The organism is Burkholderia cepacia (genome assembly GCF_029962485.1).
In the GTDB taxonomy this organism is placed as follows: Bacteria; Pseudomonadota; Gammaproteobacteria; order Burkholderiales; family Burkholderiaceae; genus Burkholderia.
Genome location: NZ_CP073638.1, coordinates 1,939,360 through 1,964,733 on the forward strand (window position 1 = coordinate 1,939,360; position 25,374 = coordinate 1,964,733).

Genomic DNA, 25,374 nt, shown 5'->3' on the forward strand with positions numbered 1-25,374 from the left:
CTCAGTCCCCCGTCTGTGCGTTATCCGCACCGTCGTTGCTAGCCACGCCGTGACGGACAAGGTCCATCACCAGCAGAACCTCGCCGGGCGTCTGGGTCTTGCCTTCCGCGTCACGGGTAGACGCCTGAATGGCACCTCCCTGGTCGACATCGCGCAGCGATGTCATCGGTTTGAGCATCAGGTCTGTCTGAGCCTTAAAGTAGCCTTCCATATTACCGCTGCCCCAAACCGGGCTGCTCCACGCATTGACAACGAGGTCGCGGGTCTTTTGGTCGATGCGGGCACGGTAATGCTCCTTGCCCTCTGGCGCGAAGGCGTCACGCAGTCCGATGGCCAACTCAACGAACCTGTCGATTTCCTCGATGAAGGCGTCGCCGCGGGAGTTCAACTCCTTACGCACGTTGGGGATGAAGCTAAAGTCCGGCGTCCTACCCTTCTCGTCCTCCGGTAGGCCAATCAATTCGCGGCTTGGAACGACCCCGAGCAGGTAGGCCTGCAGCAGGCTCGGGAAGACCCGCTCCACGGCACGCTCTGCCCAGCGGTCGATAGCCGCTGGCTGCACCATGCGCTCCAGGAAGCGATGAAATATGTCGAAGACGTGCACGATGTGACGGTCGCGGCGGCGCTGTGGCGTGGGCACCAGGACCACGAAGCCGATGTGCGTACGCCCTACACGTGACGAGGCCTGGATGTACTCCGCGATGTCGGAGGGCATACCGGCAAAGAACATCGAGTTGAACTCGTCGACGTCCACGCCGTGCGAGATAGCTGAGGTGGCGATGACGGAGCGAAGTTGCTCTCGAATCGGCGGCAGCGGCTGGCCAGGGGCGACGCGGCGCTGTGCGGTATCGACGACGGCCTGGATTTCGCCTTGTTCGACCGAGCCGGTGATGAGGCGAGTATCAAGGCCTTCCAGCGCGATGCGCTCGTTGAGGTGGCGCTTTCGAGTCTCCTCAGCTTCGGCGGCCATGATTTGGTCGCCGCCCTTCTTGTTCGTGACGTAGGTGAGCGCAATGCGGTGCAGGTCGATAAGCGTGGCCAGCTGCGACGCGTCCGCTGCGGCCAGTACCTGCTTATGCAGCTGCTCAAGCGGCCCCGCACATACATGGTCGACCAACATTTGCTGCGCCGCCTGGAAGTGCGCGGGCACACCGCTGGTGAGGTTGTCGAAGAGCCTCGTGACGGTCAAGTGAAACCCCGACAGTACCGCCACGCTGGTGGATGTGTGCGGCTTGCCGTTGGTCATAAAAGCGGTATACACCCGTGCCTGCTGGCTAGCCACTTCCACGTCCGGGTGAGCCTCGCGCAGCACTTCCTTAGCTTGCGCGGGCTTGGCGTAGAAAGACTCATAGAGAGTCGGTCCGGGTTCCGGGAACTGGGTAGCCGGAATCGAGCGCTGATACAGGTGCTCAAGTTGTCTCTCGGGGTCTGCCACGGTGGCTGACGCCGCGATGACCTTGGCTCGTCGCCGGCGGCCCTGGCCGTCGACCGCTATCAGGCTCGCGAGCGGCTTCGCGAGACACTCGAACACGGCATCCAGCGTGGACTCGAACAGGCCGGCGAACGTGCCGAGGGACTCGTCGAGCAGGTGCGCCTCGTCTTGGATTATGAGGCTCGGGAACGGGTCGTGGAAGACGCGCTTGCCAGTCTGATAGGCAGGGTACACCCCCTCCATGCCTTTTGCTGCTGGACCAGCCGTGAGTTCACGGTTGTCGATGGGAACGTACAACCGCCCGTTAGACGGGTTGACCCAAGGTGCGGCGCCGAACATGCCATAGATGCGGCGGATGGTGTGATTCGAGTGGCCGATGAGCGCCAGCTTATCGACCGTGCCGAGCAGGACCGACGGCGCTAGGTCGTAGATGTCCTCATCGACGATGTAGAAGGGGAGCGGCTTCCACTGACCCTCGTTGGAGTCACACTGGACGTTGGTGCAGACATGGCCCAGCGTCTGGTTTTTCGAGTCGACGAACAACCGCAGTGCGGTTTCGCTGCCGCAAAACGGGCACTTAGGCAGCTTTCGCCACGCGCGCATGGCCAACGTGTATTTGCTGTCGTTCTCCCGAAGGGACTGCTCGTCAGCGAGGACGGGAGGCGCCTCAGACACGGTCGGAATGCTCTTGACACCCTTGGCGCTGTGGCGGTTAGGCGAGCCACCGTTTCCCACCCAGAAGCCGATAGACAGCGAGTCTCCGCCGTAGCCATGACGGCGACGCACACGCTCGCCATGCGCCAGCACGCGCGCGCCCCGTTGCGCCTGCTGAATCGTCAGCAAGCGCAACGGGTAGCGAATCAGGGCCGTCACCCCACGGTGCTTGCCGCGCAGACGGTCTAGCATGAGGTTGAAGACCAGCAGTCCGAAGAACGCCTCGGACTTGCCACCACCGGTGGCGAAGTACAGCAGCGTCACCGAATCGTCGCGGCGCTCGTCGTAGCAGTGCGACAACCCCGGAATGCGCGAGGCGAGTGCCGGAATGTTGGCGATGATGAAAGCCAGCTGGAACAAGCGCCATTCGCTGTCGTCGCTCCCGAAGCGCGCCTGCATGAAGTCGGCCATCGTCTCGTTCGTGGCCAGCCACGCTTCGTAGACGACGGCTTTCATGTCCGTCTGGAGGCCCCGGCTGCGCCAGGCGTCGCGTGACTCGCGCAGACAGTTCAGGCCTGCCTCGACCGCCTTCATCTCAGTCTCCCATTTGCACAAGTCCTGACGGAATGCCTCTTCTTCGCGAGCGATGCCCGCCACGTCGGAGGAGTCGAGACCTTCGGCCGGGTTGACCTGCGTGGGTAGGTTCTTCAGCCACTCCCGCATTGAAGGCAAGAGTGGCGACAAGCCATCCAGTCCATCGGGCTGCGCGAGTGAGCGCACTCGCCGCTGGACCCCGTTAGCGCTCGTCGGGACAATGCGCGGTTGCGTGTAACGAGGTGTCCACGTCGTCTCAAGCACGCAAACCGCGGGGTCAGACTGTACCTGCACGACACCACAGTTGTGGCCCATTGCCGGATAGGTGAGGTACTTGTTATAGCGATAGGATGGCTCGACGCGCTCAAGCTTCAGCGGGTGATGGAGCGCGGTCGGCAACTCAACCCGAAGCGACACGAGGAAGACCGCCTCTTCCGTCTCGTCGACGTGCTGCTTGGGCATCTTGCTGACGTTCTCAAGCGCAAGAAAGAAGCTGCGCTTTGAGGGGTCCAGCCAGTCAGGGTACAGCTCAAGGTCCCAACTCAGCTGAATCTGGGGCAACGTGATGCGCAGGTTCGACTTGCGGACCAGGTCAAGGAAGTCGGCCCATTTGGTGTAGCGGCTTGCTGGGATGCTCAGGTCGTGCCGGTAACCCCACGCCTTGCCGCCGATGTCCGGGTCGTCGCTTTGCGCCCACTCTGCCACGCGTTTGGCCACGGCCGCGTTCATGCGCGCGGCGTGGTCGTCAAGGTCGCGCTGCAGTTCTTCGCTGCTCTTGAAGATATCAAGCTCGAGCGGCGGGAGCTGCACCTCAAGTCGCATCCATTTGTGCGGGACGGTCAACGGCTCGAAATGCTCGTCCTTGATGGGCAAAGACTCGTCAGCTTTAACTGGCACCCCCTCCTTCGTGCTCTCGCCTGCGCTGTCTGCGTCGCCTAGCGCCTCATCAGCCTCGACGTCGGCTTCGTCTTGCGGGACGTCAGCGGTCAGGAGATGCCGAGGGACGCCTTTGGCTTTGTAGACCTCATCGACGACACGGGCCCGAATCACCGGCCAGCCCGGGTGCTTCCACTTGGACGTGTAAGACCCCTTGACCTTTTCCCACTCCTCCTCCAGCCGGCGGTCACGCTCGGCTTTAATTTCATCGACCAGCGCTTGTCGCAACATGAAAACCGGCCGGCAGTTCGGTCGCCTTAGGTCTTCCTCGCGGGGCAGCACACGTACATAAACGCTAAACCGAGGTGAGACCGTCATCACTGCCGTTGTCATGGCGTTGAGCTGCATCTGTAGTCCGTGCGACGAGACCCAGATGGGAGAGGTCACTTCGTCGTCGCCCGAGACACTGCGCTGGGGCAGCAGGAAGCCGGAGTTGAGGAGTGCTCGCGGACGGGCGCCGAAGATGTATTGTCCGGTTTGTCCTTGACCACTGAGTTGCGCATAAGTCAAGTTGAGTAGACTGTCGACCACCGCCTCCTTTAGCGTGGGGGAGATTTTCGCAGGGTCAGCGCGCAAAACAGACTGGCTCATTCTTTTGACTCCTTCAGGGGGCCAACAATTTCGACGGTAGCGACGTTCTCACGTGCCTTGTCGAACAACTGGTGAAGCGTCTTCCGTCTGATGCTGGAATGAGCCATAACGGACTCGGGCTGCAAGAGCATGTACGCGTAGATGTCGGAAACATGGCGTCCGTCTAGCCGGCGAGAGGTGCGGACGGCCATGATGACACGCTGCCAATGATAGGCGGCCTCAAGTGAGGAAAAACCGAGCACCTCCGCGAAGGCTTTGAACACGTCTTCACGATTTGGCGCTTGTGGCCTCAACTGTTCGAATGGAGTGTCGGGAGAGCGCCCTAGGTCAATCCAGTGGCGCATCGCCTGCAAAGTTGGCAACCTGCGTTCCAGGCTAGCATCAAGTTCCAACATCGACTGGCGAACGGCGCGTACCTTGTCTGCCACTGTAGCTTGCGGAAACCGATGCGCAAGGCGCTTTTGCACGAGCTCGTGGTAACTACGAAGCGCTGACTCGAACGTCTTGTCGGACTGGATTGATACCCCTGCTTCACACAATACCTGCTCGACCATCTCGCGCAGCTCCGCTGACATCACGAAGACCCTGTCCCCGACTTCCAAAGAACGAACCTGGCACGTCCTGAATCCCGCGTCAGTAGCATTTTGCGAAGCCGGCTCGTAGACGTACACGTCCGATGTGCCACGGCGATATTGCGTGAGGCCGTTGTCGAACCGGATGCCCCATGAATCAGGGTCGACCTCCTGCTCGTGCGGCGAAATATCGGACGACAGTTCAACCCGGAAGGTCGGCAACACGTAGTCCCCGGTAGAAAGAACAGACGCGTCTTCAGGCAATTCCTTGAGTTGCCGCAGAATGGACTCCATCCGCGGCTTGTAGGATTTGAACTCCGGCATGCGTTCCACGATGGGCTTGAGGGTTGCACGCAGGAACTGACCTGCCCGCTGGGTCAGCAAGAGTACCGAGTGCGCGGGGACTCGGTCGTCGGTCAACAGCACGCGCAGACAATCCTCGTTGAGTCCGGCGAACACAAGCGTGGCGCCGTGCAGCCCGTCAATGTGCTCATCCAGTTGCGCAGCAGGCAGTAGGTGCACGCGGTCACCGAAGGCATCGTAAGTCACACCTGACGGGTACTGGTCATACTCGGCGAGAAAGCGCTCGGCAAGGCGCCGGTAAAGCGCATTGGGGAACACGATGGCCACGCTGCGCTTCTTTCTCGTAGCAGCATTCGCGACGAGGGCGGCCAGCTTGTGGGCAAAGGGGGTCGCAGCTTGGTAGTTGCCGAAGAGCTTCGAGCCGCGCTCCAGGCAATCAAGTAGGGCCGGCCGGTCGTCTCCGACACCAACGCTGCGGTTGAACTCGAGGGCGGCACCAAAATGAGTGGGCCAGTCGAACTCCCTACGTGTGCGGTCGGTCACGTCCGGGCCGGCTAAGTATTCCGACATGTGGCGCACGCCGCAAGGAAGGGCCGCCAAGCGCGAAAGAAAGGTGGCAGCGTCGGCAAGCGGCTTCGCTGCCGCTTGTCCGCCCGGCGCAGCACTGGCGATGCGAACGAGCCTGTTCGCCACCTTGGCCGCGTCGGCATCCACGATGTGGACATCGAATTCGCGCGGAGACGGATGAGCAGCCTCGCAAGTTCCTGCCGCCAGGAGCCCTTCATTGCCCACAGTGCTTGGAATGCCGGCAATCCGGAACTCGTGCCGCATGTCCCAGCGGTGCTGAGGGTCACGCTTATGGTTTCGCTCCCAGAGCTCGTCCTTGAGCCGGTAGGCGGCATGCGGCTCATCCGTGACGACGACCACTCCCGGCATGGCACTCTGAAAAACGTCTTCGAGCATGAGGCAGAAGCGGGCCAAGTGCCTTTTCCAGCCCGGAGCCTCGAAACGCACCGCGCGTGTTGCTTGCACCAGTACCACTTCCGGCGGGCCGAGTTTTGCCAGCGCCTTGCAGGCCTTACGGAGTTCCTCTTCCGTCATGCGCCCATCAAGCGCGAAAAGCGCGTCCGGCGCGGTACGAGGGTCGCCGATAACTGCGCAATTCATCTGCAATGCCTTCGCATGCGCTCGTCTGGCGAGCTTGGCTCGAACGAGTGCAAGCAGTCGAGCGTTGCAAGCACTCCAACTGTTGGAGTCGGGCGTGGCTAGGAATAGCGGCAGCAACTCGCCAATGGTCGGGTTGAAGGCCTCCCCCGGGACCTGAGGAAGCCCCCCGTCGGCAAGCGAGAATAGGAAAGCATCCTTATCTCGCATCGGCCGGGTGACTTTCGGATTTCCGTTGACCTCGGCCAAGTCGCTGGCGATGTGCAACAGAGACCTCCGGTCGAAGTGCAGGTGGTTTAGCCGATAGAAAACGTTGGTCTTGGCTGGGTAGAGCGTGCCCCGGACACCCTGCTTGTCGCCTTCGTGCCAACGCGCCAGCGTAGCCAGGGCGTGTACGACGGTCAAAGTCTTGAGCGTGGCTGGCCATACCATCGCGATGTGGCGCGAACGGTACTGCGCGGCGTGCAGATACAAGTCAGCAAGCGAAACGAGCGCCGACGAGGGCTCGCTCGGCTGGATGCTGTCGTCTTGGTACAGCGAGATGAGCGCCTCGCGAGTGCGCGGCAACACGGGTGGCGGTTCAGGCGCCCGCGGAGGGGAGACAGGCTCCGACTGTTGCAACGGCTTCGGGGGCTTCGTCACGGCCCTTGGCCGCGCGGCAGGTTTGCGGGCAGCTAGTCTCGCGAGCTCTTCGCGCCTCTTCTTCTGCGCCTCAAGCAAGCCGTTGAGCTGTTTTCTCGATGCCATGAGTCTTATGTTTCTCGCTGTTCGCGGCGCGTAGGCAAGAGGGGCTAATTCTCTTGAAGCGCTTTGCGCGCCGCACTCGGCATGTCATATCCCCGCGCGAGGAGACTTCTGAGCCGTCCTGGGTCGGGCAATCGAAGCTGGCTGAGCTCGAAGATGGATACGTTTGTCGCCCCGGAGATGCAGCGGAAGTAGCGGTCCACCGTGGGTGTGGCGAGCAATTGTGCAAGCTGCTCTGGCGTGAGCGCGGGCTCAACGCTCACCTGCTCGAGGATGACAGTGTGGTTCTCGCCGACGAAACCGCCGTAGGTTTCGATTAGTGGTCGCGGTACTGCTGCGGCAACCAGACGTCGCGGTTGGTCATTAGACGTGACGCGTTGCAGCAAGACACTGGGCCTACGGACGACCGAGCGGTGGTCCTTCGCCCCAAGGTTTACGAAGCAATGTTCCCGGTTTGCTTTCGCTGCTCCAGAGAAACGTAGCTGGCCATCTGGCGAAATATCGCTCGACCACAGCAGTGGGACAGCGGTTCCTCCGCGTGCATGCGCTGCACTTTTCGCAGACGGATAGGTTGTGCGCGTGTCTCGGTTCCACACGAAGGCGCCAATACGCGGGGTATAACCGTAGTCAGTTAGAGTTGCGCGCGATTTAGCGGCGCTCTTGAGCAAGATGACGTCGCTTTCTGTACGTGGAATTGGCCAAGCAGTGCCCGAGTTAGGAAGGACACAGCGACCGACGCTGACGTAGTGACCGTCGCGTGCAACAACCGACACGTCTGGCTTTGCGGCGGACACATGCCCTACCTGTGCGCGGCGCGCCAAAGTCAGTGCAGTTTCCTGCTCGACGTCGATGAATACACCGAGTCGGTCACTGACCATGCCGATGCTAAGCACGTTCGCTTGGGTCAGCAGGAACGTGCGCAGCTTCGAGAAGTACTGGCCGGACAGGAAGCTCGTGGGCGTAACTAGTGCGCAGGTGCCGCCCGGTGCCAACAGTTTGACGCACAAGGCAACGAAAAGCGCATACAGGTTCGGCTGCGCTTCGATGATGTCGGCAAAGTCCCCAAGGTAATGCACAACTTCGGTCGACGGCATCTTCCGGAACGGCGGGTTGCAGACCACGACGTCCAGGGTTCCAAGCAGGTACTGAGCCTGCAGAAGCGAGTCTCCATGGTAAACCTGGAACTTCGGTCGCCCGCCGGTCGCGACAACCTCTTCATGTAGCACCATCAGCAGGAAGTGCTTCGACATCTCACAAAGCGCTACCTCCTTGTCGAACCCGAGGATGTGATGCTGCACATGGTCGATGATTTGTGCGGCAGAGGCTCCTCGCTCGCGCAGCGTATCGCGCATGCGAATCGCAATCGGCGCCAGGAACGCTGCCCCCCCACAGGCAGGGTCGCAAAACTTTCGAACGGCATAGTCCACACCGCTTGCCAACAAGTCGTCCAGCAAACGCTTGGTTAGCGATGGCGGCGTGAAAAACATCGCCAGTTGCTTGCGGCGCTCATCGCCAGCGAGCTGGGCATAGGCTGATGAGAGCCAGTAGGTCGCCTCGACCAATTCTTGGTCTTTAACGAAATCCACGAATGCGCCCACGGCCGGGTCATGCTGCAGTTGCGCGTTCACCGGCAGGCCTGAGCGCGGCAGCCCTGGGAACGACTCCTTGCACCATCGTGCTAATGTGCTGCCAATGACCACGTCTGGCCCGATTTGCGCGCCTTGTGTGGCAGCACGAAGGGTACGGACAAGACGCAGGAAGTGCGACTTGGAGGTTGTTGTCATTGGCGAGCGGCGGTCGTGTCGATTTGCTGCATTGGTCTGGTTCTTTAGCGGCGCTCCGAGCGGACTCGAGGCGCCTTGGCCCTGGGCTTTCGAAACTCGTCCATGTCTCAGGCCTTGCGGTCGAACTCCCAAAGCGCAGACTGCGGACGATATGCCCCGCTCTTGTCCGGTGCGAAGACCTCGGGCATGCGCTCGCCTTGTTGCACCATCACGCCGGGCACGTTGTGTCCCTGCGCTTTCCAAATACCAGTCTCCGGGCAGGCCTGGCCTGTACGCACAGTCGTTGCGGCGCCACCTTGAAGCGCTGGCGCGGTTTCCTTTGATGCGTCGAAGTTGCGGGCGTAGTCAGCGAGGTCCTTCGGATACAATAGGTGGTCGCGGAAGGCGCTGTCGTCTAACTGCAGCAGAAATGCGACAGCTGCTGCTTCAACGGCCCAGTAGCCGACGTAGGTACCCTTGCCATTCTTCTTGGCTTCAAGATGGCCGTCGTGCCACGGAGCTGCGGCCATGCCCCGATACCAAGCATCGAGGTATTCCGTCAAGTCGACGACTGACTCCAATTTCGTTTCGCGATATAGACTGAAAACGAGGGGCCGGTATGGCACGTCGTGATACCAGCTATCTACGTTGATTCGACCTTCGAGGTCGTACGCCAGCAGATCCTCATACAAGGTGTCCTTCCCACGATAGGAGGGGTCGAACATCTCTACAATCCGCGGAAGCAAGTCACGTCGATGCAGCAGATAGCAAAAGCCAATTAGCTGCATTACTGTCTCATACTCGCCAATTTCCTCGAAAACCAGTGGTGGCTCGCTGGCGTCTTGCCGGTTCATGCGTTGAGCTTTCGTGTACCGTTCATATGCTTCGAGCACTGGTTCGAGCTCACTACGCATCAGCCCGATGTCCGCGCCACCCGTGTACATAAGCAGGAAGCGTCGATAGACATCGGAAACGAGGTAGCGTTGCGCCAGCGCTTTCCGCTCGTTCTCATCGCTACCGTTTGGGGCAACATTTTCGGACCAGTATGCGATGTTGTCATCCAAGAGCTCCATACGCCACTTGAAGTAGCTCTCGCCAAGAAAACGTTGCCGCCGTTTCGAATCGAAGTCTTCGCTCATATCAATAATCTCGTGGCACTAGGCTATTTTAGCCTGCTCGCTTTGAGCTTGACCGCTTCTTCAACCTCGCCGTCCTTATAGTGATGGGTGAAGGGAAGGTCGTGGTCCGCATGTTCGTGCTCAGCGCCCGTAGCGAGCGCTTCGACGTGCTGCGCAGCAGACGGAAGATAAAACGGAACATACAACAGATGTCGCGAATAATGCGACCTCAGTATGGTGTTTACCAGACCTTGGTCCGCAACTGCTCCCGGAAGTCTCGCTTCAATCCATTCGTGACTCATTTGAACCCTGGCGATTTTTGCGCTGCTAGGTCCGGCTGGAGCATTCTTGTCCGTCGGAGTTGTTTCCGTTGTCGGTGTAGCAGAATCCGATTGCTGCTTTCTCGGAGGACTACTCTCATTTGAGGCCCCACCTGCCGTTGGTTTTCCGCCGCCCGGCGTGGGCTTACCGCCACCAGTCGCCGGCTTGCCTCCACCTCCTGGCTTACCGCTTCCCTTGGTCGGCAACGCCGGCCCGGTATCTTCAGGTGGCTCGAGAAGGTCCTGGGCAGGGGGGCGCACTTTCTCCTTAATCGTTCCGAGTTTGCTCGCAATGCTGGGTTTAGCGTTTGGGTCTTTCAGCTTTCGTGTCGTTGTCGATGCCTTGATTTCGACGATAGCGAAGTCCTTCATCTGGTTGCTGAACGGTGCAGCACGCCAGACGCCGTCGATACCGTGCCCACGCGCTTTGAAGTCGAAAAGCTTGTTCAGCTTGCCCTTGTCGTTGAGCTTCCCCATGACCCGAAGGCCCGGTTGCTCACTCCATTTGCCACTCAGCCCCTTGTCGTGGTTCTTCCATCCGTTGCCCCACTTGAGATTCTCATAGCAGTAATAGTCGCCGATGTGTTCGCCCAGAATGCCGGTGATGCTAGTCGTGATGTCGGTTACAGCGAGCTTGGCGTTCACCACCCCCCTAGAGGGTGTCGGCACTGGTCGGTCATGACCCGCCTTCGCCTCTTCCCCCTTCGCGCCGGGCTTTTCGGTGGTCCGATGTTCATCCAGAGTGCTGACCGCGGAGGAATTCGGCTGCTTCTTGCGCCAGTGGAGCAGCTTGCGCTGGACGAACTGCGCAAGCCAATACGGCAGATTCGTTTCGACGAAGGTCAGTGCCTGCATGAACGTAACCTGCATTCCCGACGGCATCTCACGATACAGCCAGGATTTCTGGATGTGTTCGCGCGCCTCGGTCAGATACTTCTTAACGCCGGTGGCATCGAACAGCCTGTCAATCAACGCATCCGGGCTGGTCTGAATGTGCGCTTGCTGGAGCACTAGGCGGAGAATGTCGAACAGCAGAGGGCCGTAGATTTCTGACTTGTGGTTGACGAGGCGAAACGTGCGCTTGACGCCGGCGCCGACGACGGGCACCCAGCCCACGACGGCGAATACGAGGTCGATGCCTGCCTCGATTTTCGTCATCTCGTCCGCACTTTCACGTGCATTCCACACTGTCCATACGCTCTCGGTGGTGTCGTAGACGTTCTGCGCGACATAGAACACAGGCACGGCGTTGGCCGCCATCGACCACCCAATCTCTTTGACGGCTTCTTCGATTGCTTGTTGGTCGTTCTCGTTCATTTGACGTCCGGCCGGCCAGAAAATTTGTTGAACAGGCTGTAGAGGTTTTCGTCCGTAATGCCCTCATGTCCGGCCGCATGCAGTTCTTTGAGAACATCAGTCTGAGCGAGCTCCTTCGGCGCGGGCACGGGTTGCGGATTGAACGGCCGCGCGTCTTCGCCGAAAAAGACCTTCGCAGTGCCGTCAGGCACATCGCGCAGGACCGCGTGACCGTTTCCGTCGAGCTTGCCAGCCAAGGTTGTTCCGTTCTCGAACACGACTTTGTAGGGAGCCTGAGGCACAGCCTTCAGGTTGTCGTCCGTAAGGTTCAGCTCGAGCTTGTTGTGCAGGTCGCCCTTCGGCAGCGCGGGCAGGTCGTAGGGGGCACTCGTCGGACCGGCGAACGCATGCTGCGCGCCCTTGATGTCTATCTTGCCCGGAGCGTGAATCTCGATATTGCCGCCCTGAATGCGGATGTACGCGCCGCCGGCCGTCAAAAGAACACCCTGACTGGCCGCCACCTCCACCTTCTCGGTCGCCGACAGCACCTTCACCGTCTTCTGTGCCGTCACTTCGATGTTGTCCGACTGCGCCTGGATTTCCACCTTGCCCTTTGCCGCAAAGAGCTTCATCCCCGCGTTCTGCACGAACAGGCTGATGCGCTCGGCCACACTCGCGAGCAACGACTTGCCGGCTGCGATGTGCGTGCTCTGGCCGCTGACTAGGGTGACCTGTTCGTCTGCCCCAAGGTGCACCGACTGCTGCGTCGACAGCGCGATACCCGCCGGGCTGGCTGCCAGGAGGATGGGTTTCTTGAACGCATTGGCCGAGCCGGTGCCGCCACCCGCCGTGCGCCCGCCGTTTGCCTGTCCTTGCCCCTGGACGTTGTCGGTCGTGACGTCCGTAAAGTCCTTGAGCGCATCTTGGCCTGCCTTCAGGCTTTCGGCCTGGTGCTGGGTACTGACGTCGGAAAGCGACTCGACAAGGTTGTGCGCGCCGGTGAGTTGCTGCTGAGCCTGCCGGACCTCGAGCTGCTGGGTCGCCGCACCCGAGCCTGGATGCGTCGTAAGGAATAGCCCGCGGTTGGCGCGAATCGCGCCATACGCGTCGGTGCGTAGGTCAAAGCCGTTGCCGAGATAGCTGCCGCGGACATTGCCGTCCTGGGCTATCAGGTATCCCAGATGAAGCATCGAGCTGCCTTGCGACGAGAACAATTGCAGGCGGTTCTGGCCCGTCGCATCGTCCATTACCAGATGGTTGTAGCCGCCACCGCCATACTCCCTGGAGCGGTAGCCGGACAACAGGCCGTTCGTGTGCCAGCGCGGCTGGTTGGCGCCGTTGTAGACGCGCCCCGTCGCAAGCGGCCGGTCGCAGTCACCACCGACCCAGTCGATGGTCACCTCTTCACCCACGCGCGGCACATGCACGCTGCCATAGCCGCTCCCGGTGTCGGAAAATGCAGCGCGGACCCAGCACGTTGCTCCAAGACCCTCGCGTCGGTCCCAGTGCATGCGCACCAGGATGCGATTCAGTGAATCGGTGTAGACCTCCTCATTCCCAGGACCAACGACGGTCGCCGTCTGCAGATGCATGACAGGCTTCTGGTGCTCGAACGGGCTGCGAAACGGCGCCTTCTGACGCTGGGCTTCGACCTTGACGAGGAAGAAGCCTTCGCTGCCCATGGCGTCCGTGACCGTGAATGCCGACGCTGACTCCTCGTGAGCATCGCGAACCTCGGCAAAACGCGCGTCCAGGCTATGCGGATAGGGGCGACTTTCGCCCACCGGCAGATTGTTGCGGATGTACCAAGTTGTTTCGACCACGACGAACTTGCGGTCCTCTGCACTATCCCGGTCGTGCTCTGGATGGTCCAACAAGCTGAACCAGTGTCCCACGTCAATGCTCGGTGCACTGCCTACGCCGTAGAATCGCTTCGCGCGCGACTCCCATTCCTCCAGCTTGAGCTTGGTCAGCTGGTCGCCGCGGCCATCCCCCAGGTACGTGTACGGTCCGGTGTACTCGTAGACCTCGGCCTGCTGCGGCAGGTCGCCCTGGTTCGCGACGGTAGGGAATGACTTTTCCTTGCGCGCTTCGGGATTCTTATAGTCGAACGTACTCGTCGAATGCAGCGTGCTCTGCAAGGTCCGAGTGCCCGACCAGTGCACGAGCGCGTCGGGCTGACGCGTGATGCCGGCACGATAGAATCGGACATGCTCCTGCTCAAGAGGCTTGAGCGAATACAGGTCGTCCGTGACGACGAGGGTATGCGACTTACCATCGTCGGCGTGCTCGAAATAGTAGAACCAGCCTTCCGACTCCATCAGCCGATGCACGAAGTTCCAATCGTCCTCGTACTGAACGCAGAACGAGCGAACTGGCGAGGGTTTCTGCACGTCGATTCGGTAAGCACCGATTGCCTGCGGATGCCCTCGAAAGACTGTTTCGAGAATGGCCTCGACCGTCTGGTCCTGAAATATGCGAGCGTCCTTACGGAACCTCAGGAAATGAAGCCAGGACGAGAAAGTCAGTTGCAGACTTATCAGTCGTCCGTCAGCGCCCAGGCGTCGCGCAGTATGTACGTAGCCGTGTTGCGGCCGGTAGGTCTTGTCAGTCTGCTGAAGCCAGAGTGTAACTGGTTGCGCAATGAGTGATTTCAGCTCGAGCGAATCCAGCAGCGAAACCACGTCGAGCGTGTACTCGTAATTGCGCCCCAAGCGAGCAGTACCCACCACGATATGCGGTATCAGCACATTCGGCCCGGCAGGGGTATCCAGTTTCACAATCCGGTCCGACTGGAGTAACCCCGAATTCATTAACGCGATAAGGTCCTGTGCTCCCATTTGATTTTCCTTGTATCGGCTTCTCTCAGAGCCGAGCAAAATCATACGGGGAAGACCCTATGTACACAATATAAGTGATGCGACCCAACCTCCCAACAAGCAGTGGCGGAAGCAATTTGCTGTAATTGCGCACATTTTTTAAATAATTGAGGTGAGTGCGAGCCATTGATGGCTGCGGGCGTGGTAATTCAATGGCTCATAAATCCTTGCCCGTTTCTGCACCCCGCTTCAATTCCGCAGACGGCTCAACCCGCCCGCACGAAATGATGCTCCACCCGCGTGCGGAGCACGCCATCGAGCGCGGCAAGCCGTTCGCGCAACCGCACCGCCTGCCCTTCCGTCATTTCGCCGAGCACGATCTTTTGCTCGAGAACGTCGCCACAGCGGGTGATAGCCCACCGATCGACCGTGGCCGTTTCGCCTTCGAGCACAGCAGCCGCGGTCGAGACGATGCCCGGATTCCGTCTCGATACGAGATGAACCGTGTGCGTCAACGTGAAACCGGGAAGGAACTGCGACCAGTCTTCACAGACGGTCGGGCGGGAAGCGGAGGAAACTTGGCTCATGGTTGCTCCGGATGATTGGTGATCGAACCGGTGCCAGCCATGCTGTTCCCGTTTCGTTGCCGTGAATCGGCCGCATCGCCTCAAAGGCGTCCACCTTGCCCGGGAGGGCAGGTTGGCGTCGGAAAATCCGACTCTGGATGCTTGATTTCTTACGTTCGACATTCCGAACGTGGGTTCATTATACTGAAAAACGAGCGTCGGGCAAGAAGCCGCGGGAAAGCGGCGCTTCGGGAGGAAATGGCTTCACCGATCCGGCCCTTATCGGCGACTCGACGGCAAGCGCCGTAGCGGTCGCACCGAACCTGTCCGCGTTTTCATGGGCTAGGTGGTTGAACAACAGGCTAACCACGCGCCTGCATCAACCGCGCCCCGAAACCCGCTACTTCGACAAACCCAGCTTCTTCGACACCACGACGCCGCTCGACGGACTCACCAGCCGGATGTCATGGAGGTCCATGTGCAACGTGGAGATCTTCGTCGTAATGTCCGTCGGCTCGTCGATACTCGGATCGGCATGTTCGGTTTGTTCGGTCAGGTAAGGCCGAACCAAGCGCCCGGAAAAAACGAGCGCGAAGTTGCCCTGCGTTTTGGCGTACTCGGCGGGTGAAAGCCGCATGCGGCTACGAACCGTGGTCTTTTTACCTTGCCCGGAATCGAGTTCGATGATGTCGACGTGCTGGATGTACCCTTTCGCCTTCGCTTCGGGTGCAATCACGAGCCCGCGCCCTCGCGGCCCCGTCGTGACCTTGCTGAGCAGGATGCCCGTGCGATCTTCGCGCTCCCCATCGAACAGGTCGACATCCAGTGTCAGAAGGTGCCGCCGTGACCGGTACCTCACGCCGTACCGCACCGGCACCACGAACGTCACGTCACGATCCAGATCGACGGCCGCCAGGTCGGGGTTCGGGACATGCCGGTCGGCCGCGTCGGAGACCAGGCCGCGAACCCGGTCGCGCAACGAAGGCGCGAGCGTGCTGACGTGCAGCTTCTTCAACGCATCCCGGATCGCAACCGGATCGTCGCCGGCAATCTGTCTCGCCGGCGATGTGTCTCGATTGACAGCCGACGCGATGCGCGTCGTGCCGTCGGCAACCTCCGCCTCTGCATGCGCCGCGACTGTCGTCAGCATCGTCGTCAGGGCGACGATGCACGCGAAGCTCGAGCGACCCAATTTGGATTTCCGGTGAAACACGACGAACTCCTGATGTGCTTGCAGATCGATTGACGACGAGCACTATAGAGTGGAATGCTCGGCAGCGCACCCGCCGCTCGAAATTCACCGATGGTCGCGCGCCCCATCCTAGGATCATCGCCGGCCAGGCAGCAGGTCAATGGGTACACTCCCGTGTTGCCCGGACGACGACAACCGGCGGGAAGCCAGCGGCGGCGCCCATCAGGAATCCGCAATCGCATCCCCGCCCGTCCTCCTGACGATACGCGGCCGGCGCTCGCGAGCCTCGTCTCGAATACGCTCGACGCCCCCCCCGAAGATCCCCGTCTGCCGCCGATCGACCACCTCATTCACGCACGGATACGGCAGTGTGCGCCGCACATGAGGCGGCCGCAGCGTCCAGGAAGTCCGTTGGCGGGCTGACCTTGACATCAGATCCGCCCGCCGCCCGCCTCAAAACACAGTATGCAACCCGACCCGCGCCACGGCCTGACTCGCTGAACTCGATGCGCCATTCGGATCCAGCACGCCGTTCACCTGCGCGTTCGCGCCGCTGTTTGCCCGCTGATAATCGGCCGACACGTACACCATCGTCCGCTTCGACAACAGGTACTGAAGCGCCACGCTGACCTGATGCGCGTGGTTGTCGTTCACCGCTTCATTCCCCTTCATGTACATGTACTTCGCGCCGAAGACGACATCCGGCCTGATCCGCCACAGGCCGCCGGCTTCGGCCATCCACACGGCGGCATCGTTGAACGAATTCCGCACCGTGGTCATCAATGCAGTCGCCTTCACGACACCGAAGTCGTAGTGCATGCCGACGCCCCAGTTACGCACGCTGGTCGACGGCACGCCCGGCGCCGGGCCGTACTTCTCGTTCGTGTAGGCCGCGCCCACGCCGAAAGCCCCCATTTCATAGTTCACCCCGGCACTGACGGCATTGTCCGCGCCGACCGAGCCGGCCACGCCGCCGAACGCATACATCACGCCGCCGGAAAAACCTGAGACCGTCGGCGACGTGTACTTGACCGAATTCGCGATCGGCTTGCTGCCTGCGGTGCGGTCCCAGTCGAACGCACCGGTCGGGTTGTCGGGGAGCGCGAGCCGCTGGAACGGGCCGTTCCGGAAACCGTACAGCCCCGAGATGTCCCTTCCGATCGCATTCCCCTTGTTGAAGAGCGCATCGACCATGAAGTCGTATTGATTGCCCAGCGTGATGCTGCCGAACCGGTCGCTGTCGATGCCCACGTAGGCGTTGCGGCCGAAAATCCCGGTTCCGATGATGCTGCCGTTCGCCATCGAAAACTGGTTCACGAGCGCGAATGTCGCGTGGTACCCGCCGCCGAGATCTTCCGTGCCGCGAAAGCCGAAGAGGTTGGGCGCGTAGATACCGTCGTCGAACTTGACGTTCTTTCCGCCGCCCTCGTTGCTGACATACGAGATGCCGGAGTCGATCAGACCGAACATCGTCACACTGCTCTGCGCCCATGCACCTTGCGCAACGGCAAGAACCGCCACTGCTCCAAACCTGAGTTTCATGTTGTCTCCGTCTTTTTTATGGAAATACGAGTCCGTCACCGCGCCGGATGGCGGGTGATCGCTCATTGCTTCTTGGGGAATCGCCTTGATTCAGGCAGTTACATCAACACCAGCGATATGATTAGCTTTACTGATTTATAAAAACGAACTTCCTGACGCGAACCCGAGAATCAATTGCCTCTGAAAATAATCCACGCAGCGGAATCCACTTCGACCGCCACGGCTTCCAGTCCAGCCCCCGTGCACGGTCCGTCGATGCAAACCCCATCGTCGAAGCGAAACAGCGCGCTGTGATGCGCGCACATCAGCACCTGCGACCGATAGCAGGAAACATTGCCCGGCACGAAATCGAGCGGCACGGAGAAATGCGGGCAACGATTCACATACGCCCATACCTGCTCACCCCGCCGCACCACGATGACGGGACGCCCGATGCACGCTTCATCGACGACCCGCGCGCCGCCGTCGGGCACCTCGGACACGCGGCAGAGTTGTCTCGCTTCCATCGCTCACACCCTCTGCTCGGGGTTGCCGAGGCTCCAGTCCCACGGACGCACTTCCACGCGCGAGAAGAGCCCTTCCTTCACATACGGGTCGTTCCCGACGAACTGCATCACCGCCTGAATGTCGTCGGCCTCGACGACGAGCAACGTGCCGTTCATCGCATCGCCTTGCGGGTCGAGCGTCGGCCCACCGAGCCGCACCACCACGCCGTGCTCGGCAGCCGAACGCAGATAGGTCCGGTGAATCGGCCGCATGCGGTCGCGCACGTGGCGCATACCGGGCTGGTCCGTCGCAAATACCGCGAAAAATCGAGCCATGACGATCAGCTCCGGTCGATGGGGTCATTCATCACGTCTTTCTCCGTTGACGCATCGGGCCGCTCAATGCGGCGCGCGCCCTTCCCATGCATCCTGAAGCAGCGCACGAATCGCTGCGCGCTCGATCGGCCGCGGATTCGCATACGGGTTCCTGCACGCGAGATCGGCTGCTTCGTCGAGGCCAGCCTCCGGCATCCCGATGTCTGCGAGCGCCGGTGCGATACCGAGCTGCTCGTTCAGCCTGAACAGCAGCGGGCCGGCGTCCGCAGCGTCGTTCCCGCCCAGCGCCCGCGCAACCCGGCGCAGCGCATCGGGCGCCGCAGCGTGGTTGTAGTGCGCGGTATGCGGCAACATCGCCGCGTGCGTCTGCGCGTGCGGCAGATTGAACGTGCCGCCGAGCGTGTGACAAAGCTTGTGGTGCAACGCCATGCCGACCGCACCGAGGCAGGTGCCGGCAAGCCACGCGCCGTACAACGCGCGACTACGCATCGTGCGATCTTCCGGATCGCGCACCACCACGGGCAACGCTTCGCCCAGCGCGCGAATCGATTCTTCGGCCATCAAGCTGATCACCGGGTTCGCGTCTTCCGCGTAGAGCGCCTCGACCGCGTGCGCCATCGCATTGACGCCCGACGCCGCCGAAATGCCCGGCGGCAGCGACAACGTCAGCGACGGGTCGTACAGCACGGTACGCGGCAGCACGCGCACATCGCGCCCGGTGCGCTTCAGCCGGCCTTCCGTGAGCCCGTAGATCGGCGTCATCTCCGAGCCCGCGTAAGTCGTCGGCACGGCCAGGATCGGCAGCGACGATTCGAGCGCAATGGCCTTGCCAAGCCCGATCGTCGACCCGCCGCCGATCGCGATGCAACAGTCCGCGCCCAGCTCCGCGGCCATCTCGCGCGCCGCGTGTGCGACTTCGAGCGGCACGTGCATGACGGCCTGCGCACACACGCCGGCCGCGCGCTCGCCGAGTACCGCCTTCACTCGGTCGGCGAGATGCCGCTGCTCGGGCGTCGACAGAATGAGCGCGCGGCTGGCGCCGAGCGTCGACAGCTCGTCCGGCAGCCTGTCGAGCGCACCCCATTCGAACACCACGCGGGAAGGCGTGCCTTGATAGACGAAGCGCTCCATGAAAGCCTCAGCGCTTGAAGTGCGGCGGCACGTTGCCGTCGACGTTGACCCACACCGAGCGCGCCTCCGTGTAGTCGTGCATGGCCTCGAAACCCATCTCGCGGCCGTAGCCCGACTTGCCGACGCCGCCGAACGGGCTGCCCGGATTGACGCGCTTGTAGCAGTTGATCCAGCACATGCCTGCATTGATCTGCGATGCCATCTTGTGTGCACGCGACAGATTCTGGGTCCAGAGGCCGCTGCCGAGCCCGTATTCCGTTGCGTTGGCGATGGCAAGCGCTTCTTCGTCGCTGCCGAAACGCAGCACCGTGACGAACGGGCCGAACACTTCCTCCTGCGCGACGCGGTCGCTCGCGCTCTTCGCCTCGATGATCGTCGGGCGCACGTAGTAACCATTGGCGAGCGCCGGATCCTGCGGTGCGCTGCCGCCCGTCAGCACGCGGCCACCCTGCTCGCGCGCGACGTCGACATATGACAGCACGCGATCGAGGTGCTGCTTCGACGTCAGCGGGCCCATTTCCGTGTTCGGATCGAGCGGATTGCCGATCCGGATCGACGACGCGAGCGCGACGAATCGCTCGAGGAACGCGTCCGCGATCCGTTCGTGCAGCACGAGGCGCGAACCCGCGATGCATGCCTGCCCCTGGTTGTGAAAGATCGCCCAGGCAGCGCCGTTGATCGCCGCGTCGAGGTTGGCATCGTCGAACACGATATTCGCGCCCTTGCCGCCCAGTTCCAGCTGAATGCGCTTCAGGTTGCCCTGCGACGCTTCGACGATCCGCCGGCCGGTGGCCGTCGACCCCGTGAACGCGATCTTGCCGACGCCCGGATGTTCGGCGAGCCGCTGGCCGGCCGTATGGCCGTAACCGGGGACGATATTGACGACGCCCGCGGGAAACCCGACTTCGGCCATCAGCTCGACGATGCGCAACGTCGACAGCGGCGTGATTTCCGACGGCTTGAGCACCACCGTGTTGCCGGCGGCCAGCGCCGGGCCCATCTTCCAGCTCGTGAACATCAGCGGAAAATTCCACGGCACGATCTGGCCGACGACGCCGATCGGCGCGCGCTGCACGTAGTTCAGGAAGCCGGTCTCGACCGGAATCACCGAGCCTTGCAGCTTGTCGGCCATGCCGCCGAAATAGCGGAAGCAGGCCGCCGTGCGCGGCACGTCGAGCGAACGCGAATCGCGAATCGGGTGGCCGGTGTCCAGCGATTCGAGCTGCGCCAGCTCCTCCGTGTTGGCTTCGATCGCATCGGCCAGGCGCAGCAGCAGACGGCCACGCTCGGCCGCCGGCAGCGCCGACCATTTGGGAAACGCGCGCGTCGCGGCGTCGACGGCCAGATCGACGTCCGCCGCGGTGGCTGCGGCGATCTTCGCGATGACGGAGCCGTCGTGCGGGTTCAGCACGTCGATCGTGCCGCGGTCGACGGCGTCAACGAAGCGCCCGTCGATGAAGAGTTGGGTTTGCATGAATCGTCCTCGGTGTTTGGCAGAAGCTGAAGCAGTCGCCGGCGCGCGGCTCAGAATGCGATCGGATACGGTGCGAGCTCGCCGCTCTCGTAGCGTTGCGGCAGGTTCGGCGTCGCGTTTTCCCAGACCAGCAGCATCGAACGCTTGGTCGAGTAGCCCTGGTGACGGATGTCGGCCGGCATCGCGCAGATGTCGCCTGCGCGCATCGTGACGCGTGCGCGCGGCGCGCCGGTGTTCTTGTCGCCGATGTCCCACACGATTTCGTCGGACAGTTGCAGGAACCATTCGACGCGGTCGTTGCCATGGAACACCGGCAGGATGAATTCCTCGGTGGTCGGGCAAAACAGGCTGCGCCCGCACACCGACGTGACCGACGGATTCCACGTGACGTCCGAGCGCGACAGGTACTTGAACAGGTTGAACGCGTGCAGCTCGCCTTCGAAGCCCGGCTCGACATGCACTTCCGGCTCGTCCTGCGCGACGTCGAGGAACGCGCGGTTGACCGGCAGCTCGTTGCGCAGCGGCGAATCGCCTTCGAGGCCCGGCATGCGGCGCGTCGCGATGCGCGTGCGCTCGATCGCCGCGCCGTTTTCACCGTGCTTGCGCCCGAATGCGGTGCCGGTTTCCTCCGGCGCCGCGAACGGGTCGAAGCCTTCGTTCGTCCAGTCGTGCAGCATCGCCTTGAAGGTCGCCATGATCGTCGGCGTTTCGAAGGTCTCGGTGTAATCGACACCGGCGTCCTTCAGGATGCCGTTGAACGTGCCCGCATACATGTCGACCTTGCCGTAGTGATTGCGCGTGCCGAACACGTGGTCGAAGTTCACCCAGCCGTAGAAGAAGCCCCATGCGACGTCGCGCATCATCGCGCGCAGGAACGCGTCCGCCGGCATCGCATGCGTGCGGGTCTGGCCTTTCGCGGGCCAGCTGATCTTCACGAAGTATTCGTCGCGCTGGAATTCGAATGCGCCGAGCTGGAAGCGGCGGTAGCCGGTCACGGCATCGGCTTCGGTCGATCGCACCAGATCGGCGGCAAAGCCCGTGGACGGGTCGAGGGTTTCGAGGGTGGCCATAACGTGTCTCCTGGGATAGTCGAATGAGGTCGGAAGGTCAGTGCAGGCAGATCTCGGCCCACTTCTCGACGGACAACTCGCCGAGGATGGTCTGCACGAGAGCGACGCCCGGCCGGCTCGCGGTGAAGCGATAGGCACAGCCGGCCGGCAGCAGTGCCTGATGGCCCTTGCGCAATACGACGTACCCCATGTTCCGGCCGGCCGGTTGCTCGCCGGCGCTCACGGTGCCGCGACCCGATGCCGGCGGGTTGTCGAGCTTGATGAATTCGATCCGGACTTCGCCGTCCATCTGGATCGTGAACTCGTCATGCGCACACGCGAACCACGGCGACTGGCCGTCGGTCCTCAACACTTCGATCACGTATTCGAGATTCTTGCCGGCGACGACCTTTTCATAAGGGGCCGACTTCGATGCCACCTCGAAGACATTCGAGAAGGCGTAGTGCTGCGCGCTGCCGCTGGTGATTTCGATCTCGCCCTTCCGGTAACCATCGAGCGAGCCGAAGACGGTGTGGAATGCCGTGCTGGTCATTTCTGTCTCCTGAGTTGAACCGCTTGTTGGATTCCACTCTAGGGGCAAGGGACAGCAGCAACAAGGCAACGGATGGCGATTACGGCATTTGCGTTTCGCGAATAATCCGCCTGGTTCAACGCACCCAGCCGCGCTCCAGCAGCGGGAGATCCCACGAGGGCTCGTCGCCGATGTATTCGGCGAGGAATTCGACCAGGGCCTTCACCTTCAACGCCTGTCGCTGCGTTGCGGGATAAACGGCGGCAAAGCTCAAAGGCGCGAGTTGATAGTCGGTGAGGATCGGCACCAGGCGGCCCGCGACGAGCGCATCGCTCGCCACGAGCGTGGGCAAGCAGACCACGCCGCCGCCCGTCAGCGCGTATTCGCGCAACAGGTGAACGGAGTTCGAGCGAATCATGCCCGGCAGCTCCATTTCGACGACCTCGTCGCCGCGCGCCATCGTCCAGCGGTTGCGCGACGGATAGCCCGAATACAGCGCCGTCGTGTGCTGCAGCAGATCGCGTGGATGTTGTGGTGCACCATGTGCGTCGACGTACGCGGGCGCCGCACAAAAGAGACGCCGGACCGTGAACAGCCGTCGCTCGATCAGCGATTCGGAAATCGGCGGGAAGATCTGGAACGCGATGTCGAACCCTTCTTCGACAGGGTCCACGACACGGTCATTGACGATGATGTCGAGCTGGATGCCCGGGTAGCGCTGATTGAATGCGGCCAGCGGCACGCCGAAGTGATCGAGCGCGAAACCGGGCAGCATCTGGATGCGCAGCCGCCCGGTCGGCGTCGCGCGAAGCTCGCGCATCTGGTCCGTCAACTCGTTGACGCGCCCGACCACCTCCGCACACTCGCGATAGAACGCCTCGCCCACTTCGGACAGGCGCACGTGGCGCGTGCTGCGATGGAACAGCGGCGCGTTGACGAACTTCTCGAGCTGCTGGATACGGTTCGTCACGACCGAACTCGTCACACCCAGTTGCCGCGCGGCCTCGGCGAAGCTGCTCGCCTCGGCCACTCTCACGAATGCTTCGATGCTCAGGAACCGGTCCATGCCCCGCCCTTTTTCGACAGCGAAAACGGCAGTCTACCTGTGCGGGTATCGGGTTGTGTCATGCGAAAGGCGTCACAGTGTCGCCAAATCGATGTCAATCGACGAACGCACCGGCATTACCGCGATTGCTCTCCGGTTGCCAGTTCCGGCTGCACGACCGCGCGGCGCTGCAACACGGCCGGTGCGGTTTCCTTCAGCAACAGGCTGACCACGATGCCCAGCACGACCGCGCACATCGGCAGCCACAGAATATTCTGGATGCCAAAGTGTGCGGCGACATAGCCGCCCATCGCCGGCGCGATGCCGCCGCCGAAGATCTCGCCGACGCCGACCACCATGCCGATGGACGTCGACACGAGGCCGATGGGTGCGGCCTCGGTCGCCACCGGGCCGGACAGCAGCGACACCAGCCCGAGCGTGAAGAACGACGCGACGAACAGCACGCCGAACAGCGCCAGCGGCTGCGGGCCGAGGCCGCGGAAGATGTAGAGCATCACGGCCGTTCCGGCGAAGCCGACGATGCTCGCGATGCGACGGCCGACCAGGTCGGACAGCCCCGGCAACCCGAACTGCCCGAGAAACCCGCCGAAGCCGATCGCCGACACGACGAGGCCCATCTTCTGCGTGCCGAGCGACAGGTAATCGGTCAGGTACAGCGGCAGCAGCGCACCGAGCACGAAGACGCCGGTCATCGCGCAGCACAGCGCGGCCATCGCCACGAGGATGTTGCGGCTCTTGAGCACATGGCCGAGCGATGCCGGCGCATGTTCCGATGCGACTTCCTTCACGACTTTCGGCTCGCGGATCACGAAGAACATGATCGCGCCGAGGATCAGGCCGGGCACGGCCACCAGCGCAAAGACCCAGCGCCACGACACGAAGCCGAGCAGTTGCGTGGCGATGATCGGCGACAGCGCGAGGCCGAACAGCGCGAAGCCGCTTTGCTGCAGGCCGAGGTTCAGGCCGCGACGCCGCGGATGCGACGCATCGGCCGTCGCCGCGAAACTCGTCGGGCAGAACGAGCCCTCCGCGACGCCCATCAACCCGCGAATCGCCATCAGGCCAAGCAGACCGCCCGCGAGCCCCGAGAAACCCGACAGCAGCGAGAACGCGATGATCGCCGGAATCAGCACCTTCCGGCGGCCGATCTTGTCGGAGATGCCGCCCATCAGCGCCGCGAAGATACCCCACGACAAACCGAGCACACCGATGCAATTGCCGACGTCCTGCGCGGTCAGGTTCAGGTCCTTCATGATCGAAGGGAACAGCGGCGCGATGAGCCAGCGGTCGAGGCCGACCAGCCCGAAACCGAGCGCCAGCAGCGTGACCGCTTTCCACTCGTATGAGGTATCCCACTCGTTTGCTTTCATGTCCGTCTCCGTGGACGCCGGTTCGCCTGCGCGCGCCGGAGCGCCTGCGCATGGATCAGGTCCGATGGTTTTTGTGTGCGATGTGAATCGCGAGGAAGTGTCGGCGGACGTTCGGGTTCGATGCGTCGAATACGCTCAGCCGACGCCACCACGATAGGTGCACGGCCGCCAATCGGGTATGGAACAACCGGCGAACGCGCCATTCGCGAAACGCAAATAATCGGGCGAGAAGGGCCGGGCGTGCCTGCAGAGAAGCGCCGAGCGAATCCGCGCGGCGTTGAAATGCCGCTCACTCGCGCGATATCGGGGAATCCCTCATGGACTT

Annotated in this window: 17 protein-coding genes and 1 riboswitch; all 17 genes read right to left on the reverse strand. The window is 62.0% G+C overall.

Annotated elements, in window-relative coordinates; translation table 11 throughout:
- Window position 1: 1 nt before the first annotated feature.
- Complete coding sequence (locus KEC55_RS25075; protein ID WP_282507824.1) at window positions 2-4,207, reverse strand: DEAD/DEAH box helicase family protein; 4,206 nt, start codon at window positions 4,205-4,207, stop codon at window positions 2-4.
- Window positions 4,204-6,993 carry a hypothetical protein gene (locus KEC55_RS25080; protein WP_282507825.1) on the reverse strand — a complete coding sequence of 930 codons (2,790 nt, stop codon included), beginning with the start codon at window positions 6,991-6,993 and terminating at the stop codon, window positions 4,204-4,206. The genes KEC55_RS25075 and KEC55_RS25080 overlap by 4 nt, the downstream gene beginning before the upstream one ends.
- A gap of 44 nt (window positions 6,994-7,037) precedes the next feature.
- Window positions 7,038-8,774, reverse strand: coding sequence for an HsdM family class I SAM-dependent methyltransferase (locus tag KEC55_RS25085; RefSeq protein ID WP_282507826.1), 1,737 nt, complete (start codon window positions 8,772-8,774; stop codon window positions 7,038-7,040).
- Between the two features lie 107 nt (window positions 8,775-8,881).
- On the reverse strand, window positions 8,882-9,892 hold the full coding sequence (locus KEC55_RS25090; RefSeq protein ID WP_282507827.1) for a PoNe immunity protein domain-containing protein: 1,011 nt from the start codon (window positions 9,890-9,892) through the stop codon (window positions 8,882-8,884).
- Window positions 9,893-9,915: 23 nt separating this feature from the next.
- Window positions 9,916-11,508 carry a hypothetical protein gene (locus KEC55_RS25095; RefSeq protein WP_282507828.1) on the reverse strand — a complete coding sequence of 531 codons (1,593 nt, stop codon included), beginning with the start codon at window positions 11,506-11,508 and terminating at the stop codon, window positions 9,916-9,918.
- Entirely contained in the window at window positions 11,505-14,327 is a 2,823-nt protein-coding gene (locus KEC55_RS25100) for a type VI secretion system Vgr family protein (protein WP_282507829.1), read from the reverse strand. Before KEC55_RS25100 ends, KEC55_RS25095 begins: the two co-directional genes overlap by 4 nt.
- A gap of 245 nt (window positions 14,328-14,572) precedes the next feature.
- Complete coding sequence (locus KEC55_RS25105) at window positions 14,573-14,893, reverse strand: hypothetical protein (protein WP_176051708.1); 321 nt, start codon at window positions 14,891-14,893, stop codon at window positions 14,573-14,575.
- Window positions 14,894-14,935: 42 nt separating this feature from the next.
- A riboswitch (SAM-I-IV-variant riboswitch) is annotated at window positions 14,936-15,039 on the reverse strand.
- Between the two features lie 233 nt (window positions 15,040-15,272).
- Window positions 15,273-16,085: a hypothetical protein gene (locus tag KEC55_RS25110; RefSeq protein WP_282507830.1), complete on the reverse strand. Its 813-nt coding sequence runs from the start codon at window positions 16,083-16,085 to the stop codon at window positions 15,273-15,275.
- Between the two features lie 432 nt (window positions 16,086-16,517).
- Entirely contained in the window at window positions 16,518-17,606 is a 1,089-nt protein-coding gene (locus KEC55_RS25115) for a porin (RefSeq protein ID WP_282507831.1), read from the reverse strand.
- 170 nt (window positions 17,607-17,776) lie between these two features.
- The gene (locus KEC55_RS25120) at window positions 17,777-18,112 is read right to left on the reverse strand and encodes a Rieske (2Fe-2S) protein (protein WP_282507832.1); all 336 of its coding nucleotides are present in this window, start codon (window positions 18,110-18,112) and stop codon (window positions 17,777-17,779) included.
- Window positions 18,113-18,115: 3 nt separating this feature from the next.
- Window positions 18,116-18,427 (reverse strand): YciI family protein, encoded by a 312-nt coding sequence (locus KEC55_RS25125; protein ID WP_176051705.1) that lies wholly within the window; start codon window positions 18,425-18,427, stop codon window positions 18,116-18,118.
- A 63-nt stretch (window positions 18,428-18,490) separates the two neighbouring features.
- Entirely contained in the window at window positions 18,491-19,558 is a 1,068-nt protein-coding gene (locus KEC55_RS25130) for a maleylacetate reductase (protein ID WP_282507833.1), read from the reverse strand.
- A 7-nt stretch (window positions 19,559-19,565) separates the two neighbouring features.
- Window positions 19,566-21,032, reverse strand: a complete 1,467-nt coding sequence (locus tag KEC55_RS25135; protein ID WP_282507834.1) for an aldehyde dehydrogenase family protein — start codon at window positions 21,030-21,032, stop codon at window positions 19,566-19,568.
- Window positions 21,033-21,082: 50 nt separating this feature from the next.
- The gene (locus tag KEC55_RS25140; RefSeq protein ID WP_282507835.1) at window positions 21,083-22,102 is read right to left on the reverse strand and encodes a hydroxyquinol 1,2-dioxygenase; all 1,020 of its coding nucleotides are present in this window, start codon (window positions 22,100-22,102) and stop codon (window positions 21,083-21,085) included.
- 37 nt (window positions 22,103-22,139) lie between these two features.
- Window positions 22,140-22,634: a hydroxyquinol 1,2-dioxygenase gene (locus KEC55_RS25145; RefSeq protein WP_282507836.1), complete on the reverse strand. Its 495-nt coding sequence runs from the start codon at window positions 22,632-22,634 to the stop codon at window positions 22,140-22,142.
- Between the two features lie 115 nt (window positions 22,635-22,749).
- Window positions 22,750-23,679: a LysR family transcriptional regulator gene (locus KEC55_RS25150; RefSeq protein WP_282507837.1), complete on the reverse strand. Its 930-nt coding sequence runs from the start codon at window positions 23,677-23,679 to the stop codon at window positions 22,750-22,752.
- Between the two features lie 116 nt (window positions 23,680-23,795).
- Window positions 23,796-25,049, reverse strand: a complete 1,254-nt coding sequence (locus tag KEC55_RS25155; protein WP_282507838.1) for an MFS transporter — start codon at window positions 25,047-25,049, stop codon at window positions 23,796-23,798.
- Window positions 25,050-25,374 lie beyond the last annotated feature (325 nt).